General features: G+C 66.7%; 13 protein-coding genes and 1 tRNA gene. 7 read left to right on the plus strand and 7 right to left on the minus strand.

All coding sequences use genetic code 11. From position 1 onward, the window contains the following. The 6 genes from OXS27_RS15955 to OXS27_RS15980 form a co-directional block, all read right to left on the minus strand. On the minus strand, nucleotides 1-547 hold a 547-nt coding region (locus tag OXS27_RS15955), incomplete at its 3' end, for a glutathione S-transferase N-terminal domain-containing protein (protein WP_267357376.1). Nucleotides 548-564: 17 nt separating this feature from the next. Then, nucleotides 565-2,088: a cation/acetate symporter ActP gene (gene actP / locus OXS27_RS15960; protein ID WP_243919338.1), complete on the minus strand. Its 1,524-nt coding sequence runs from the start codon at nucleotides 2,086-2,088 to the stop codon at nucleotides 565-567. 15 nt (nucleotides 2,089-2,103) lie between these two features. After that, a complete protein-coding gene (locus OXS27_RS15965; RefSeq protein WP_267357380.1) occupies nucleotides 2,104-2,370 on the minus strand; it encodes a DUF485 domain-containing protein in 267 nt (88 codons plus the stop codon). 283 nt (nucleotides 2,371-2,653) lie between these two features. Next, nucleotides 2,654-3,562, minus strand: a complete 909-nt coding sequence (locus OXS27_RS15970) for an amino acid ABC transporter substrate-binding protein (RefSeq protein WP_267357382.1) — start codon at nucleotides 3,560-3,562, stop codon at nucleotides 2,654-2,656. A 212-nt stretch (nucleotides 3,563-3,774) separates the two neighbouring features. Further along, nucleotides 3,775-5,352 carry an ABC transporter substrate-binding protein gene (locus OXS27_RS15975; protein WP_267357384.1) on the minus strand — a complete coding sequence of 526 codons (1,578 nt, stop codon included), beginning with the start codon at nucleotides 5,350-5,352 and terminating at the stop codon, nucleotides 3,775-3,777. A 95-nt stretch (nucleotides 5,353-5,447) separates the two neighbouring features. Next, entirely contained in the window at nucleotides 5,448-8,096 is a 2,649-nt protein-coding gene (locus OXS27_RS15980; protein ID WP_267357386.1) for a glucosidase, read from the minus strand. A gap of 591 nt (nucleotides 8,097-8,687) precedes the next feature. On the opposite strand from OXS27_RS15980, the gene OXS27_RS15985 reads away from it, so the two are divergent. The 3 genes from OXS27_RS15985 to OXS27_RS15995 all read left to right on the plus strand — a co-directional run bounded on the left by OXS27_RS15985 (nucleotide 8,688) and on the right by OXS27_RS15995 (nucleotide 11,905). Continuing rightward, nucleotides 8,688-10,310 (plus strand): Na+/H+ antiporter, encoded by a 1,623-nt coding sequence (locus tag OXS27_RS15985; protein WP_267357388.1) that lies wholly within the window; start codon nucleotides 8,688-8,690, stop codon nucleotides 10,308-10,310. Nucleotides 10,311-10,419: 109 nt separating this feature from the next. Then, a complete protein-coding gene (locus OXS27_RS15990) occupies nucleotides 10,420-10,980 on the plus strand; it encodes an HAD domain-containing protein (RefSeq protein WP_267357390.1) in 561 nt (186 codons plus the stop codon). A 187-nt stretch (nucleotides 10,981-11,167) separates the two neighbouring features. Continuing rightward, nucleotides 11,168-11,905, plus strand: a complete 738-nt coding sequence (locus OXS27_RS15995) for a hypothetical protein (protein WP_267357392.1) — start codon at nucleotides 11,168-11,170, stop codon at nucleotides 11,903-11,905. 273 nt (nucleotides 11,906-12,178) lie between these two features. On the opposite strand, the gene OXS27_RS16000 is transcribed toward OXS27_RS15995, so the two are convergent. Further along, nucleotides 12,179-12,255, minus strand: a tRNA-Met gene (locus OXS27_RS16000). Nucleotides 12,256-12,498: 243 nt separating this feature from the next. Between OXS27_RS16000 and OXS27_RS16005 the strand changes: the two genes are divergently transcribed. From OXS27_RS16005 to OXS27_RS16020, 4 genes are all read left to right on the plus strand, one after another. Next, on the plus strand, nucleotides 12,499-12,933 hold the full coding sequence (locus OXS27_RS16005) for a CHRD domain-containing protein (RefSeq protein WP_267357394.1): 435 nt from the start codon (nucleotides 12,499-12,501) through the stop codon (nucleotides 12,931-12,933). 88 nt (nucleotides 12,934-13,021) lie between these two features. Continuing rightward, the gene (locus tag OXS27_RS16010) at nucleotides 13,022-13,360 is read left to right on the plus strand and encodes a hypothetical protein (protein ID WP_243926679.1); all 339 of its coding nucleotides are present in this window, start codon (nucleotides 13,022-13,024) and stop codon (nucleotides 13,358-13,360) included. Between the two features lie 125 nt (nucleotides 13,361-13,485). Then, complete coding sequence (locus OXS27_RS16015) at nucleotides 13,486-14,391, plus strand: aldo/keto reductase (protein ID WP_267357396.1); 906 nt, start codon at nucleotides 13,486-13,488, stop codon at nucleotides 14,389-14,391. Further along, entirely contained in the window at nucleotides 14,381-15,124 is a 744-nt protein-coding gene (locus tag OXS27_RS16020) for an NADPH-dependent F420 reductase (protein ID WP_267357398.1), read from the plus strand. The genes OXS27_RS16015 and OXS27_RS16020 overlap by 11 nt, the downstream gene beginning before the upstream one ends. Nucleotides 15,125-15,142 lie beyond the last annotated feature (18 nt).

A 15,142-nucleotide genomic window follows, 5' to 3' on the forward strand; every position in this document is an offset into this window, starting at 1 on the left:
CTAGGTTCGGATAGAGATCCCGCCAGGGCAATTCGGCGAAGCGCACCGACAGATAGCCGACCGCCGTGCCGGCCGCGATGTCGCCGAGGCCGAAGCGGTCACCCACCGCCCATTCGCGATCGCCGACAAGGCGCGCGATCTCGGCCAGGCCGCCCTCGATCTTGCGGCGTTGGCGCGCCAACCAGGAGGCACTCGCGTGCTCGCCGCGTTGGCGCTCGAAGAAGGTGAGCACCAAGGCATCGCAGATACCGTCGCACAGAACCTCGAGCTTGCGCGCCGCGAGCGACCCGAGGACATCGTCGGGCAGCATCGGCGTCCCGGGGTGCATGAGTTCGAGGTATTGCAGGATGTAGCTCGACTCGTAGACGCTGCCGCCATCGGGCAGCAGCAACACGGGCAGCTTCTCCAGCGGATTGTGGAGCGGCAGACTTGTCGTGGAATCCCACGGCACCTCGGTCAGCAGTTCGAAGGGCAGTCCCTTTTCGGCGAGAGCGATGCGTACCTTGCGGGCGTAGGGACTCGGGGTCGCGCTGATCAGCTTGAACATCGTCGAGTCCCTAAAAACTATTCGGCCGGCACAGTTTCGAAACGCGCGCGATCGGTGGCGCCCTGACGGCTGCGGTCGAGGCGCGAGACGAGCCAGCAGGTTGCGAAGGCCAGCGGCAAGGTCACGAGGGCCGGTGGATCGAGCGGAAAGAGCGGGGCGGCGTGCCCCAGGACCTTCACCCAAACCGCCGGTCCGAGCACCGTGAGGACCAGCGCACTCACCAAGCCGGCTGTCCCGCCAGCGACGGCGCCGAGCGTGGTCAGGCCGCGCCAGTACAGCGCGAGAATCAGAACCGGGAAGGTCGACGAGCAGGCGACCGCGAAGGCGAGGCTGACCATGTAGGCGACGTTCTGGCCCTTGAAGGCGATGCCCAGGCCGATCGCCACGAGGCCCAGGACCAAAGTTGCGATGCGCGAGACCTGTACCTCCCGGCGCTCGTCGACGCGCCCACGCCGGAACACGCTGGCGTACAGATCGTGGCTGACCGCGCTGGCTCCGGCGAGCGTCAGCCCGGCCACGACCGCCAGGATGGTGGCGAAGGCCACAGCCGAGACGAAGCCCATCATGGCGTCCCCTCCTACGGCGTGGCTGAGGTGAATCGCCGCCATGTTGCCGCCGCCCCGCAGCATCCCGGCCGCATCGACATAGGCCGGATTGCCGGCGGTCAGCGCCACGGCACCGAAGCCGAGCAGAAAGATCAGGGCGAAGAAGGCGTTCATGAAGGTTGCCGCCCAGAACACCGAAAGGCGCGCGGCGCGGGCATCCGGCACGGTGAAGAAGCGCATGAGGATGTGCGGCAGACCCGCCGTGCCCAGCATCAGTGCGAGACCCAGGGAGAAGGCCGAAAGCGGATCCTTGGCCGGAAACTGCGGCGCGAGGATCGCCGCGCCTTTCGGATGAACGGCGGCAGCCCGCGCCAAAAGGGCATTGAGGTCGAAGCCGAAGCGGGCGAGCAGCAGGCCGGCGATGGTAAAGCCGGCGATCAGAAGCAGCACTGCCTTGACGATCTGCACCCAGGTCGTCGCCACCATGCCGCCAAACATGACATAGCAGACCATCAGCACGCCGACGACGAACTCGGCGTAGAGATAATCGAGGCCGAACAGCAGCTGGATCAGCTGACCGGCGCCGACCATCTGGGCGATGAGGTAGAACGCCACCACAACGAGGGAGGCGCAGGCCGCGAACACACGGATCGGACGCTCGGCGAGGCGGGTGCAGACCACGTCGGTGAAGGTGAAGCGTCCAAGCCGCCGCAGCTTCTCAGCCAGCAGGAACACCACGATCGGCATGCCGGTGGTGTAGCCCACCGCGTAGATCAGGCCGTCGAAGCCGTTGGCGACGACGAGGCCTGTCAGACCCAGGAAGGCGCCGGCCGACATGAAGTCGCCCGCGATGGCAAGGCCGTTCTGAAAACCGGTGATGCGTCCGCCCGCGGCGTAAAAATCCTGCGCCGAGTGGGTGCGCCGCGCGGCCCACCACGTGATCCAAAGGGTGAGCGCCACGAAGACAAGGAAGAGGCCGATCGCCACGAGGTTCATTCCGCGCGTCCCGATTCAGGAGCGGGCGCGGAAGACCCGCGCCTCGGCACGGTTCGCGACTACGACGTAGAGGCCGGTGAGGACGACCCCGAGGCCGATCACGCCAAGTCCCAGGACGAAGGCGGCGTTGACGCTGCCACCCGGGACGAGAGGCGCGGCGCTCCAGGCCGGCGCGAAGGCGCAGAGCCCGATGAAGCCGAAGAACGCAACGGCGAGCAGACCCATTAGGAAGAGCCCGAGACCGAGCGGCTCGGTAGCGGAGGCAGAGGATTCAGGGCTCACAGCAGGTCTCGGTTCATTCATCGCCCCGAGTGGTTCGCACGGCCCATGCCAGTCCTGATTCTCGAGCTCTGCGGTTCGACGCACGCCTGATCCGGAGGGACGGCTCATCAAAACGGCCAAGCTGCCGCCATCGGACCGGCAAGGGCGGGGATAACGCGACCTACGCCGCAGTCGCCCCGCATCGATGGTCGGCACCGGTGACCACAGGTGATCGGTTGGATGGCCGCTTGACGGTGGCCCCAGCGGCTTGCTCGGATGGCAGCGCTTTGTTTCGTCAGGCTTTTCAGTACATCGCCGGGTCCGGGCTATCGCTCGGATGCATCATGGTCTTAATCATGGACGCGTTTATCGGGAAGTTGAGATTGATCCCGCGCGGCGGGATCGGCTTGGTGAACCACTTGTCGTAGAGCGCCTTGCCCTCCGGGCTGACGTACAGCTTGGCGGTGGCGACATCCGCTACCTTCTTGAACGCCGGATCGTCCTTGCGCACCATGATCCCGTAGGGCTCCGGACGGGAGAGAGCGTCCGACGAGATCCGATAGGCGTCCGGCTCCTTCGAAGATGCAATCAGCGAGGCGAGTAGGACGTCGTCCATGACGTAGGCAGCCGCGCGACCGTTCTCGACCATCAACCACGCCTCGCCGTGGTCCTTGGCCTGCAGAACCGTCATCCCGAGGCTTCTGGCGGTGTTGATCTCAAGGGTCTGTACGATGTTCGTCGAGCCCGGGATCGACACGACAGTCTTGCCTTTCAGATCGTCGATCTTGTCGATCTGCGCCGAATTCTTCGAGGCGAACCGCGTCGCGGTGAGGAAGTGGGTGTTCGTGAACCAGACTTGCTTCTGCCGGTCCACGTTATTCGTGGTCGAGCCGCACTCGAGGTCGATCGTGCCGTTGGCCATCAGCGGGATCCGCGTGGAGGCAGTCACGGGAACCAGCTTGACCGCCAGTTTCGGAAGCTTGAGTTCGGCTTTGACCGCGTCCGTGATCGCGTAACAGATGTCCATCGCGAACCCGATCGGCTTCTGATCACCGTCGAGATAAGAAAAGGGGATCGACGCATCCCGATAGCCGATGGCGATCTCACCGCTCTCCTTCACCTTCTTCAGCGTACCGGTGAATTCTTCGGCCACGGCGGCGTTTGGACCGAGGAGCAGGATCGTCGACAGGATCAGCCAGGACTTGCGCAACATGACGGTCCTCCAGCGGCACAGGGAGCCACGCTTCCGGGCGGTTCGGGAGCGGACATCGTGTCCGCGCCGATGCGGCCCGGCAACGGGTGCGCAACCCACGGCAATTTCCGCGCCGGTCCCGACATTGAGCTTCGGAAGACAAATCCCGCCGATGACGAACCAGCTCAGGCTCGCTCTACGGATATGCTTGTTCCGCCGCGGTGATGTCCGAATCAAATCCGCCGGATATTGGTGAAGAGCGGCAGACCAACCTGCATCCCGTCGAGGTCGGCCCGGTAGGCCGTCGGCTGGAGGTAGGAACCCAGCGGCAGGAACGGGACGTCCTCGAAAGCCTGGATCTGCATCTTCCGCGCGATGTCGAGCCGCTGGGCTTGGTCTGCCGTGTCGATCCAGGCTTGACGCTGCTGCTCAAGCTGCGCGTCGGTCGGCCAGCCGTTCCAGCCCTTCAGCCCGGTACCGCGCAGCAGCAGGTGGCCCGCCGGGTTCAGCATGTCGTAGCCGCCCCAGAACGAGCCAAACACGTTCCAGCCGCCCGCGTCGATCGGCTGCTGGCGCGTGGCGCGCTGCACCACGGTGCCCCAATCGGTGGCGACCTCGTCGACGTTCAGGCCGAGCTGTCGCATCATCGCGACGCCGACGCTGCAGATCGCGTTGATACGCGGGACGTCCGTCGCCGACAGGAACACGACGCGTTCGCCCTTGTAGCCGGCTGCGGCGATGTCGCGCTTGAGTTGGGCGATATCGTGCGTCCCGTTCAGGGCCTCCATGCCGGCATCGTTGGCCATGGGCAGGCCGGCGGGTCCGAAAACCCCGACCCGGGTATCCACGGCGGCGTTGTCACCGGCGACAGCCTGCATGAACTCGGCCTGATTGACGGCGCGGAGCACGGCGCGGCGGATCGCCGGGTTGTCGAAGGGCGGATAGAGGAAATTGAAGCGCAGGACGCCGATCAGCCCCTTATCCTCCACGACCTGCAACTTGATCGCCCTGTTCGTGCGCAGGCTCGGCACGAGATCCATCAGCGGTTGCTCGACCCAATCGACCTCGCCAGCCTGCAAGGCGGCGATCTGCGTGCCCGGGTCCGGATTGGTCAGCCACTCGACGCGGTCGAAATGGGCGATGCGGGGGCCGGCGCAAAAACTCGGCGGTCCGTCGGTCCGGGGTACATAGCCCTCGAAGCGGCGGTACACATTGCGCGCGCCCGACACGCGCTCGTCGGCGACGAAGCGAAAAGGGCCCGAGCCGACCATCTCGGTCAGCCGGGTGGTGGGCGGTGTCGCGGCCAGCCGCTCCGGCATGATGGCCGCCATAAGGTTCGTTGGCTTGGCGAGGGCGTTCGGCAGGAGCGGGAACGCGCGCTTAAGGCGAAACTCGACCACCGTGTCGGAGGGCGCCGAGAGTTCGTCGGTGGCCGCCATCAGTGCCTGGCCGAAGGGATCGGTGCTCGCCCATCGCTTGAGGCTGGCGACGACATCCCGTCCGAGAACGGGGGTGCGATCGTGGAACCTCAACCCGTCGCGGAGGGTCAGGCGCACGCGCCGGCCACCGTCCTCGACGCTCTCGCCCCCGACCATCTGCGGCCGGGGCACACCGGCGGCGTCAAGAGCATAGAGGGTGTCGAACACCATCATTACGTGGTTGCGGGTGACGAAAGCGCTGACCAACGGATCGAGCAAGGCGAGGTCGGCGTAGGGGACGAACTTGAGCGTCGTGGCGGCCTGCGCACGCACGAGGCTTGGTGCGGCGATAAGGGAGGCAGTCACGCCAGCAAGTACATCGCGTCGCCTCATCGAGCGTCTCCAACCGCTTGGATGGCGTCCATCGTGCAGGTGGCATGCCAGAGGGCGCGACGGCGAACTCGGCGATCGCCGGATCAACACCGTGCCTATGGATGCACCTTGGCCCGATTGTGCAGAAGGTTGAGGATCAAAGCCGTCCAGCCTGTCTGATGAGAGGCGCCGAGTCCGCGACCGGTGTCGCCGTCGAAGAATTCGTGGAACAGGAGCGCCTCCTCAGCCCCTGGGGCCGTCGGGATCGGCGCGCGGTCGCCGCGGTACGGCCGGCCGCCGGACTCGTCCTTGCTGAAGAGGGCAATCAGCCGATCCTGGAGCGCGTCAGCGATCGCAGCCAGTGTACGCGTCTCACCCGAGCCGGTCGGAAATTCCACGCGGAAGTCGTCACCGTAATAGGTGTGGAAGCGGCGCAAGGCCTCGATGATCAGGTAGTTCATCGGCATCCACACGGGCCCGCGCCAGTTGGAGTTGCCCCCGAACATGTTCGATGTGGAGTCGGCCGGATCGTAGCGAACCGTGAAAGAGGCGCCGAACTCGTTCAGGGAATAGGGCTGGTCGCGATGCGCCTTTGACAGCGAGCGGATGCCGAACGGCGAGAGGAACTCCGCCTCGTCGAGCATCCGCCGCAGCAACGCCTTCATTCGATGACCGCGCAGCAGCGACAATAACTTGCGGTCTTTGACCCCGCCCTCGTCCCATCGCGAGACGAGGCGGGCGAGATGCGGGCGGTTCTCCAGCAGCCAGTTCAAACGTCGCGCGAAATCCGGCAGGCGCTGAAGCACGGAGGGCTCGATCACCTCGACGGCGAAGAGTGGCACCAGCCCGACCATGGAGCGGACCCGCAGCGGGAGCAGCCCCGCGCCGGGGATATCGACCTCGTCATAGTAGAATTCGTCGTCTTCGTCCCAGAGCCCGAACCCCTCGCCGCCCATGTCGGTCATGGCTTCGGCGATGAGGAGGAAGTGCTCGAAGAACTTCGAGGCGGTGCTCTCGTACACGTCGTTGTGGAGCGCGAGTTCGAGGGCGATCCGCATCATGTTGAGGGCATACAGCGCCATCCAGGCGGTGCCGTCGGCCTGATGCACCATGCCGAAGCCCGGCGGCGGCCGAGACCGGTCGAACACGCCGACATTGTCGAGGCCGAGGAAGCCGCCCTGGAAGACGTTGCGGCCACCCGCATCCTTGCGGTTCACCCACCATGTGAAATTGATCAGCAGCTTGTGAAAGACGCCTTCGAGGAAGGCGAGATCACCGCGGCCGCCGCGGCGGCTGCGGTCGATCTCGAACACCCGATAGGTCGCCCAGGCATGGACCGGCGGGTTGGTGTCGGAGAACTCCCATTCATAGGCCGGGAGCTGGCCGTTGGGGTGCATGTACCATTCGCGCGTCAGCAGCAGGAGCTGCTTCTTGGCGAAGTCCGGATCGAGCAACGCCAGCGGCAGGCAGTGGAAGGCGAGATCCCACGCCGCGAACCACGGATATTCCCACTTGTCCGGCATGGAGAGCACGTCGGAGGCCGCGAAGTGCCGCCAGTGGATGTTACGTCCGCCGTCGCGCTCCCGGGGCGGCACCGGCTGCAGCGGATCGCCCTTGAGCCAGACCTGCACGTCGTAGGCGTAGAGCTGTTTCGACCAGATCAGCCCCGCGGCGGCCTGCCGGAAGATCGCGCGGGCATCCGGATCAGCGATCCCATCCTGAAGGTCGGCGTAGAAGGCATCGGCCTCGGCGACGCGCAGGTCGCGCACGCCACTGTCGAGATCGAGCGGGCGCGTCCGCGTCCCCGCCGAGAGCCGCAGGCGGATTCGCGTCGTTTCGCCCGGCTCCAGGCGGCTCGCGTAGTGGAGGCCGAGCTTGGTGCCGGTGTCGTGCCGGATCGCGGAGGCGTCGCCGTCAACGATCGCCGCGTGGAGACCGTCCTTAAACGGGCCTTCGGCGTCCGGCTGCCCGGCGTGGCACTGCAGGTTCGTCTCGTTCTCGCAGAACAGCACCTCCGGTTGCCCCTCGAAGGCCAGCCGATAGCGGCCGAGGCGGGGATGCTCGCAGGCGATGCCGCCCTCGGGATGGCACTCAATCCGCGGGCGCGGGCCATTCTCACGCCACGACCATGTGTTGCGGAACCAGAGCTGCGGCACGAGGTGGAGATCGGCGGCCTCCGAGCCGCGGTTCGTCGCGGAAACGACGACGTGGATGTCGTCGACATCCGCCTTGGCGTATTCGACCGTTACGTCGAAGAAGCGATTGGTCTCGAAGATCCCCGTGTCATCGATCTCGAATTCCGGGACCTCGCGGCTGCGTTGCAAGCCTTCGCGCGCGAGATCGTCGTACGGATAGGCCGCCTGCGGATAGCGGTAGAGGAACTTGAGGTAGGCGTGGCTCGGGACAGCGTCGAGGTAGTGGTAGTGCTCCTTGACGTCCTCGCCGTGATTGCCCTGTTCGTTGGTCAGGCCGAAGAGGCGCTCCTTCAGGATACGATCGCGGCCGTTCCAGAGGCCCAGGGCGAAGCAGAGCAGGCCGCGTTCGTCGCAGATACCGGCAAGCCCATCCTCGCCCCATCGATAGGCGCGCGAGCGCGCATCCTCGTGGGTCAGCGAGCGCCACGCATTGCCGTCGCGGCTGTAATCCTCGCGCACGGTGCCCCATTGCCGCTCGCTGAGATACGGCCCCCAGAGCGACCAGGGCCGCTCGCCGCGCGCCTGCTCGGCGATCCGGCGGCGCTCCGCCCAATCGATCGCGTCGCTCACGCCCGCCCCTTTCGCGGGTAAGCCGCAGAGGCAGGACGATGAACAGGGCTTGGCCGAACGACGATGTGATGCAGTTGATCGTAGATCATGGACGTCCAAGCCGACAGCGATCCGGTGACGCCGCAATGCATCATCGAAGCCAAGCGTCGCGGATGGGATACCGGGAGCGAGATGTGCGGTGCGGCCCGGATGGTGTGCATCTCGGACGGCGTCCATCGACGTGCGGCCGGCCGGGGCAGCCGGCAGGTCGTCGCGGCCCGGACGATCGCCTTGCTGGACGCCGCCGTCGCGACCCTGCAGCCGATGTGCGATCAGCCGCGTCCCGCTCGAGCCGCTCCGGCTCAGCCGTGTCGCGGGTGGTGCCGTCGCCTCGGGTAAGGACCGATGGGATGCGTCACCGCTCCTGAGAACCGATACAGGTTGCCGAGTGTCGCAGCATCTTTGGTGGCTTGCGGGCAGCGCGCCCCGGCGATGGACACCCTGCGCCGGGCCTCGGCGGCTGGCATAGATCGGCCCCAATGGCGCATCGCGGCGTGCGGCGCGGTGCCGGTGGGACCCGCTTCGTTGATACGGCCCAAGCGAAAGAGAGAGATGGAAAGCGTAACCGTCGTTCTGGCCTTGCTGCTGTCCGTTCTGGTGAGTGGTGCCCTCGGTCGCCTGCTGCCTCTGCCGCTCCCCTTGATTCAGATCGTCATCGGCGTCGCGCTCGCCCTCGGACCGTTGCCCAGCACGTCGCTGGATCCGGAGATCTTCTTCCTCGTCTTCCTGCCACCGCTCCTGTTCCTCGACGGATGGCGCATCCCGAAACGCGACCTGTTCCGTGACGGCAAGGCCGTGCTGGCGCTCGCGCTCGGTCTCGTCGTCCTGACGGTGCTCGGCATCGGAACACTGATCCACGGCATGATCCCCGGTATCCCGCTGGCCGTGGCGTTCGCCCTGGCCGCGGTCCTGTCGCCGACCGATCCGATCGCCGTCTCTTCGGTCGCGGCGCAGGCACCCGTACCGCGGCGGCTGATGCACATCCTCGAGGGCGAGGCGCTCCTGAACGACGCCACCGGCCTCGTCTGCCTGCGCTTCGCCATCGCCGCCGCGCTCACCGGGACCTTCTCACTCCCCGAGGCCGCGACAACCTTCGTCTGGCTGGCTCTCGGAGGCGTCGGCATCGGTGCCTTGACGACCTTCGTGCTGATGGGGGCCCAGGACCTCCTGCGGCGGCGCACGGGCGAGGATCCGGGCCTGCAGATCCTGTTCAGCCTGCTCACGCCGTTCGGTGCCTATCTCGCGGCCGAGCACGTGCATGCCTCCGGCATCCTGGCCGCCGTCGCCGCGGGCATCGCCATGACGTATGTCGAGATCCAGGGACGCAGCCTGGGCACCACCCGCGTCCGCCGGACCGCCGTATGGGACACCGTCGCGCTCGCGGCCAACGGCGCCATCTTCGTCCTGCTGGGCGAGCAGTTGCCGGAGGTGTTCGGCCATGCCGTGAAGCAGGCCGACGTGCAGGGGGCGGGCCGGCTGGTCGCCTGGATTCTGACCATCACCGCGGGCCTTATGACGATCCGGTTCGTCTGGGTCTGGATCTCTCTCCAGTTCATGCTCGCGAAGGCGCGCCGGCGTGGCGACAAGCGCGAAGGACCGACCTGGCGCCTCGTGGCCGCCACCACCTTGGCCGGCGTGAAGGGGGCCATCACCCTGGCGGGCATCCTGACGCTGCCGCTGACCCTCAAGGATGGCACCCCGTTCCCCGCCCGGGACCTCGCGATCCTGCTGGCGATGGGCGTGATTCTGACCTCCCTCGTCCTGGCGAGCACGGTTCTGCCGCCGCTGCTCCGCGGGCTTCGTCTCCCGCCCGAGCCCAGCCACGATGCCGAGGAGGATGCGGCCCGCGCCGCTGCGCGCGACGATGCGGTGAAGGCCATCGAGGCGCTGCAGCATCGCCTCGTGGAAGAGCAGGAGGATGCATCGATCGCCGTCGAGGCCGGCGCCAGAGCCATGGACCGGTACGAGGGTGTCGAAGCGCCGACCTCGGAGCGGCGGAAGGATCTCAGCCGCGCCCGGCAGCTAGCGAACACCGAGAAGCGTTTGCGCCTCGCCGGCATCGAGGCCGAGCGCCAGGCGCTCTACCGCCTGCGACGCTCGCAAGTCATCGATGACCTGCTCCTGCGTCGCCTCGTCCGAGAGATCGATCTGATCGAAGCGCGGCTCGTGATCTAGGTCCCGATCGACAGAATCCGGACGCACCCCCGAAGCTGGACGATCCGGGGAGCGCGTTGTAGGCGCTCACAACGGCAGCCGATTGGCTGCGCGGAACGGGAACAGCCCCTTGAGTGAGCAAAGCGGGGTTGGACCACTGACGATCTATCTCGATATCGACGGTGTCGTGACGACGGTCGGCTATCAGCGGCAAGCCGGCAAGGACAGGCTCGATCCGGCACAGGTGGCCCGCGTCGCCGCCCTTGTGCGGGATTTCGACGCCAAGGTGGTCGTCTCGTCGACCTGGCGTGTCGACGATTGCCGTCCCACCCTGGTCGAAGCCGGCCTGCCCGAGCGCTGCTTTCACCCCGACTGGCGGACCGCCATCCTGCCGACGAGCCGCGACCCGGAGACGGGGGGCATGCGGCCAGCCGAGCAAGCCGGGCGCGGCGACGAGATCGCCGAGCACGCGACCCGAAATCGGATAATGCACTACCTCGTCCTCGACGACGTCGAGGTCGGAGCGGCGCATGCGGAATGGCACGTTCGCCCGGAGGCCGAGATCGGCCTGTGCGAAACGGACGTAATCCTGGCCCGGAGGCTGCTGACCGCGATGGTCGAGGCGCAGCGCGGGACCGATAATACTTGTGCCGGCTCTTCGGCTGCGGATTTACGATCCGGTAGGGATTGAACTTTCCGAGCACACCGGTCATTCCATGACAGTGGAGTGACACGCGCGTCACGCTACTCCCGACATCGACAGGGTCACCTGGACCCGCGCCGGACCCGCCCGTCCGGCTCCTCCTCGACGCCGCCTCTGTGCGGCAGCCGGGGACGCGTCGCGTCGGATCGTTGAGCGGCAGGAAGGAGTGGCTGCGATGTTCGGGTTCAAGACTCAGGAAACGACGTCCAGTCCCTCGCTGTCGGCGCTGGGCATCATCGAACGTTCCGCTGCGCAGGCCCATGCCACACTGATCGCCATGGGGTGGTCCGAGATCGGTTTTGGGTATCACGGCTCGGTTCATGCACATCCGGATCATCCGGACGTTGTCGTGCGCTTCGCACGCAAGGCCGACGGGTTCGGTGATTACGCCGCGCTGCTCCGCAGGGGGTTTGCGGGCTCGAACGGACCGCATGCACCGCGCGTCCATGACATGCATATCAGCCGCTGCGGTGCGTTGATGACGGTGGGCAAGCGCCTGAGCGAGCCAGCTCGGGATGTCTGGTGGCTGGCCTACGCCCATGCCGTCATCGCGGACCACCCGGGCAGCGCGATGGATGACGGGGTTCGCGACCGGTTCAAGGTCGAATGGCCGGCGCACGAACCCAGGATCGATCATGCCAGCCATGACGGTATCCGAGAGCGGTTCAGGGCCACTTGGCCGGGATACGAGGCCTATGTCGCGGCCCTCCGGAGTGTGTCACCGCAGGGGCTCGATCCGAACATCGGCAATGTCCTGATGTGCCTCGACGGCAACCCCGTGGTGAACGATCCGCTGTGCGATGACGGACATGGTCTGTGGCGCTCGCCACTCGCCCGCGTGATGGGGCGTATCGTCGAAGGCCTGCGTCGCTGGGTGGGCGATGCTCTGGGTCGCGCACCCATCCCCGCCTGATCGTAGGGCCGGGCGCGTTGAGCGAAGTCCCGGACCTAGAGAACGGTACAGTTGCGTTGCAGCAGGTCGAAGGCAGTTGCGGGCGATGCGCCCTCGCGCTGCCGACGCGCACAAACCCGCGATGTACTGACCGCGACACACGCGTCAGAGGCTGCATGCCCACCTGCGCCGAACCAATATGATTGGATAGATCGACCGATCCTGATCCAGCAACCCAATGGCTTTTCAGCTCACCGGTCGCATCACGTATTCGGTCTAAGCTGTTGAAACTGATGGTAGCGAGGGACGGATTTGAACCGCCGACACAAGGATTATGATTCCTCTGCTCTAACCAACTGAGCTACCCCGCCACGCGCCGAAACCGCGCTGCGCACGGTCGACGTGGGCGGTATAGGGAGGGCCGGCGCATGGTGTCAACGGTCTCACGCGGGCAAATCGCGCGAGCGCGCGGGGCGATGGTTCGCGCTGCGGACATGAGACCAAACGAAACCACCGTCCCGCCCCGCAAGCGGTCGGGCACTGTGCCGGCCGACGCGTCGCGCTAGGATGTAAATCGGGCTCGCTGAGACCCGACTCAACACTTGGAGCGTTCGATGACGCGTCACGCCTGCCGATATCTCGCTGTTGTGCTGGCCTTGGCTGCGGCGCCTGCCGCCCAGGCGGCCGGGGAGGGAGCCACCTACCGGGCGACCCTGGACGCAGCCGGCGAGGTGCCGCCCACCCAGTCGAAGGGGACTGGCGAGCTCACCGCCACGTTCGATCCGGCCACCAAACGCCTGAGCTGGAACGGGAGCTACAGCAACCTCACCGGTCCTGTGACGGCAGCCCATTTCCACGGGCCAGCCAAGCCAGGGGAAAATGCCGGGGTCCAGGTGCCCGCGACGGTCGCGGCCAGCCCGTTCACCGGCGAGGCGACCCTGGACGATGCCAAGGCTGCGGATCTCGAAGCCGGCCGCGTCTATTTCAACATCCACACGGCGGCGAATCCGAAGGGTGAGATCCGCGGACAGGTTCTGCGCGCACGCTGATGGCACGGGCACGCTGACGGCCCGGAAGCGCCATCTCGACGCGTGGCGGCAGTGCCGGTAGGCCGATATCTCCCTGCCGGAGGTGTTGATGAAGCAGACCGAAGCCATCATCGCTTGGACGCCCGCCCGTTGGTCCGAGCTCAAGCCTGAGACGGCCGGGCAGGTTGTCGTCCTGCCCGCGCCCGACGAGGCCGGGGTGGCGAAGCGCTACGTCATGCGCGCGGGCGCCAGTTCGTCCGCGCTGGCCGGACTCTCGGAAGAGGCGCGCATCGCCCGGCTGTTCATTGATTTCCAGACGCTCGTCGTACGCGACGGCATCGATCCGCAGGTCGCCCACCGCGCCTTCCTGGCGATCGACGAATACCGGTTCCGCATCGCGCCCGATACCGAGGGCGCCGAATTCGAGGACCCGCCCGAGGAGGATTAGTCGGGCGCATACCCAGCGCTGGCCGACCTCGGACATCCGATCGCGCAAGCGTGAGAATAAGGAATACAAAATCTCACGCAGTGCCCTATCTCGAAGGGGCGTCCCGACCTCTCCGGATATCGGCCATGCCCCTCTCCCGCCGCGCCGTCATCGCCGCCGCGGCCCTCGCGCCGCTCGCCCGCCGCGCGGCCTTCGCGGCCGAGCCACTGATCCGCCGGCCCATCCCGTCGAGCGGCGAGATGCTGCCGGCGATCGGCATCGGCACCTCCCGCCGGTATGAGGTGGAGCCAACCGCCGACAGGATCGCGCCCCTCAAGGAGGCGGTCCAGGCCTTCGTGTCCCTTGGCGGGACCGTGATCGACACCGCACCGAGCTATGGCACCGCGGAGGACGTGCTCGGCGCGATCCTGGCAGAGACCGGCCTGCGCCAGAAGGTCTTCCTCGCCAGCAAGGTCGACACGACCGGCCGAGACGAGACCCTCAAGGAGTTCGAGCGGTCGTTGAAGCGGTTGAAGGTCGAGACGCTGGACCTCGTCGCGGTCCACAATCTGATCGACGTGACCGAGAATCTTGCTGTGCTGCGCGACCTGAAGGCCGCGGAGCGGATCCGCTACGTCGGCATCACGGTCTGGCGCGACAACCAGCTCGACGCCCTCGAAGCCGTGATGAAACGCGAGGCGCTCGATTTCATCCAGGTAAACTACGCCATCGACAACCGCGCCGCCGCCGAGCGGGTGATCCCGCTGGCGGCCGAGCGCGGCATGGCGGTGATGACCAACGTGCCCTTCGGCCGCGACCGCCTGTTCAAGGCGGTCCAGGGCAGGGAGCTACCGCCCGTGGCGACGGATCTCGGCTGCACGAGCTGGCCGCAGGTCTTCCTCAAATACGTGCTCGGCAACCCGGCCGTGACTTGTCCGATCCCCGGCATGGCGAAGGCCGCCTATGTCGAGGACAACCTCGCCGCCGCCCGCGGGAAACTCCCCGATGCGGCCCAGCGCAAGCAGATGGAGACCTTCATCGATGCGGTCTGATCGTTTCACCCGCCGTACGGCGCTTGCCCTGGCGGCCGGACTATCCCTGGCGGCCGCGGTTCCCGCCCTCGCGCAGGACGGGACCAAGAAAATCCGGATCGGCGTGATCGGGGCCGGCAACATTGGCGGCACGATCGGAAGCCTCTGGGTCAAGGATGGCCATGAAGTGATGTTCGCCTCACGCCATCCCGAAACGCTCGCTCCCCTGGTGTCGGAGCTGGGTCCGATGGCGAAGGCCGGCACCCCGGAGGAGGCGATCAAGTTCGGCGAGGCCGTGTTCATCGCCGTGCCGTACAAGGCCTACCCGGATCTCGCGAAGGAGATCGGTCCTGCGCTCAACGGCAAGATCGTGCTCGACGCCGGCAATGCCACGCAGAAGCGGGACGGCGCACTGTACGACGAGGTCCAGGCCGGCGGCATCGGGGCGACGTCGGCCAAGTATTTTCCCGGCGCGAAGCTGGTGCGCGCGTTCAATGCGGCCAACTACAAGGTCTTCGCCAAGGAGGGCGCCGATGGCGGCAAGGGCCGCGCCGGCGGCCGCATGGCGATCCCGATCGCAGGGGACGATCAGCAAGCCCTGAAGGTCGCGGCAAGTCTCGTTCGCGATGCCGGCTTCGACCCGGTCGTGGTCGGCCCGCTCAAGGATGCCGACAAGTTCGCGATGGGATCGCCCGGCTTCGGTCACGACGTCACCGCACCGGAACTGCGTGAGAAGCTCGGGCTCACTCAGTGAACCGATGCGGGTATGCAG

The sequence above is a fragment of the Methylobacterium sp. GC_Met_3 genome (genome assembly GCF_026540775.1).
Classification (GTDB): domain Bacteria; phylum Pseudomonadota; class Alphaproteobacteria; order Rhizobiales; family Beijerinckiaceae; genus Methylobacterium.